This window comes from Oleiphilus sp. HI0066, assembly GCF_001635725.1.
Genome location: NZ_LWFH01001030.1, coordinates 1 through 2,446, shown reverse-complemented (window position 1 = coordinate 2,446; position 2,446 = coordinate 1). Strand labels below are relative to the sequence as shown.

Below are 2,446 nucleotides of genomic sequence, written 5' to 3'. Positions count from 1 at the left end.
TCCTCAACAACGAGTATGCGCTCGTCTGTCACAGCGGTTTTACTCTCCTCTTGATCGATCTGCTGAATCAATTTGGTGATAAAGCTTTTATTGTCTGAGGGGCGATAGAATATATGATCGACATTCTGGTAGGTGTCTTCGACCAAGTCAGGATCCGACACAGAAAGCAGCAGACGTGTACTGCCTTTTACTTTTGCCAAGCGAGATTTAAGTGTTTTACAGAATGACTTCAACTCAATGCCTGGTACCGTATCTGTCACGATAAAGGCATCAAACTCCTGTGCCTTGGCACTCGCTTTGAAAATATCGTTAGGTGAACTTGCCCATTCCAAGCCACAACCAGATTCGGAAATCGTGCGGCTGAGAATATCCAATTGCAATGGAGAGTCGCCACATAACAGTACTTTCTTTCCTTCAAGGATTGCTTCGTTTTCAGGATAAACTTTTGGCGTTGCTTCAATACTGACGACTAACTTTTCGGCTTGAGTGAGTGTCGGCGACGATTCGTCTAAACAATCTAACCACTGCACTTTCAGTTGTGCATCACTGCCCAATAGCTGCTGAGACTCGGAGCGTGAGCCTAGGCTCTGAGCTTCAAACCACTCTGCATTTAAGACTTCGTCGAGCGGCGCACTGAGTTCATTGCTGAAGAGAAGCTCGAATGACAACACAATTTTATCGATGCTATCAGCTGACTGGCATTGAACGAGCAGCAACGCGTGTTTGTCGCTCATTTGTGTAATCGCATTTGAAAAGTGGAACAGCAGGGTCCAGAACACGCCGATCTGGTTTCCGAACACAACACTCGGAATGTGCGGATCGATATAACTTTCCATTTTGCATTTATTACGTCGTACCTTACTTGCAAGGGATGTAGATAAATTCGCGAGGAGTGCATTAATGTCGATAAACTCGCCACCTTCTGCTTGGCCCGATGAAAGTAAGCGATTGAAATTCTCGGCCAACTCTTCGAGCATATCCGTAGCCATCGATATTTCATGCGCTAAGAACACACCATGGTCATCTGTATCTTTGGTTAAAACGCGCAAACCACCTTTGATCGTGGTGGTGATGCCGCGCATTTCAAAACCGATCATCGCGTATAGTTTTCGGTACAAATCCATTTGGTTACGGAAGTGATCAAGCTCGTGCTCTGTGTTCAAAACCTTCGAAAAGGCACGTCGCTCTAATTCGCTGAGATCGGTCTCACCGAGTAACGTTTTAAAACCATCGGTATCCCATTGGCTAATGGTTTGTGCGGTTTGATCCAGACGCATGTTGATCTCTGTGTAGAGCTTTTCTTGGGTCTTAGAGCGAAAGTGGGCTGATAAATATGCAATAAAGAAGAGGATGACAGAGGCTGATATGAAGCTCGCATACAGCTTTATTTTTAACGCTTGTTTCTCGTTTTGGGAGAGCTCAAACTGTGCGTAAAAACGCGCATGCATCGCCTCGATGTTGGTACTGTCTTTCAGTAGATGATTATAGAGGACGTGATTGTCCTTCGTTTGTAAAAATTGATCTAAGTGTAGGGTGAGAATATCTAGGCTGGTGACACCGACAAAGCTCGCAATTTTACGTTCTTGTCCCACCATGTTTCGAAAGCGTTCCGCCTCGCTTTTTAATAACGCTGTGGGCGTGATGATAAAGTCGTCTAAACAGGGTTGGCTCTTGCAGCTTTCTGAATTGTGTAACAGGGTTTCCGTGAGTTTCACGAGGTGTTCAGATTGTTCGACCAAACGATATTGTTTTAAGTCGCTCTCGGGCGTAACCGTCATATCGTGAATGACAAATACCGCCGAGATAGCGAGGCAGAGGATCGCAAAGCCTGCACATAATAGCGAGTTAGCTTTTGATACCACTACGCTGAGCTTGCTAGCGTTCATCGAAGGAATCCTGTATCGCGGCCATAATTGGTTTCAGAGCATAGTCGATCACACGTCGTGTGCCGGTTTGAATATCAGCCGTGAGCTCCATGTGCGGAGTGATCTTGTATTGCAGGCCTGAACGCTCAACGTAGTCACGTGCTAAGCTCACTTGCACCATGAAAAACTCATTGTCCTCTTCTTTAAATGAGCTTCTCGAGATTGATGAAATCGTGCCGTCGATGCTGCCGTATTGCGTAAAGTTGTAGGTATCGAGCTTTACCTTAGTGAGTTGCCCCATTTCGACAAAGCCAACGTCTTTTCTTGCCAACTTAACTTCGGCAATCAGTTCACCGCCTAAGGGTGCAATATCCGCAATACTTTCGCCCGGTGGGACGACGGCGCTTAAATAATTAAAGTGAAGTTTGTCGACGATGCCCTCAACGGGAGAAAATACTTCCATACGCTCAACTTTATCAGACGCGCGTATGAGTGCTTGGTCCTTCAGTTGGAGATCTTTGCGGGACTCACTTAGTTCCATGCGATAATCAGAATGACGTTTTAAGCGCTGGTCGTTTAGT

Annotated in this window: 2 protein-coding genes; both read right to left on the bottom strand. The window is 45.8% G+C overall.

Annotated features, from left to right (window positions below; genetic code table 11):
• Positions 1-1,886 (bottom strand): hypothetical protein (locus A3738_RS12430; protein WP_068763615.1); only part of this gene is annotated, 1,886 nt, incomplete at its 3' end.
• Positions 1,876-2,446: HlyD family efflux transporter periplasmic adaptor subunit (locus A3738_RS12425; RefSeq protein WP_156504235.1), on the bottom strand; the 571-nt coding region annotated here is incomplete at its 5' end. The genes A3738_RS12430 and A3738_RS12425, both read right to left, overlap by 11 nt.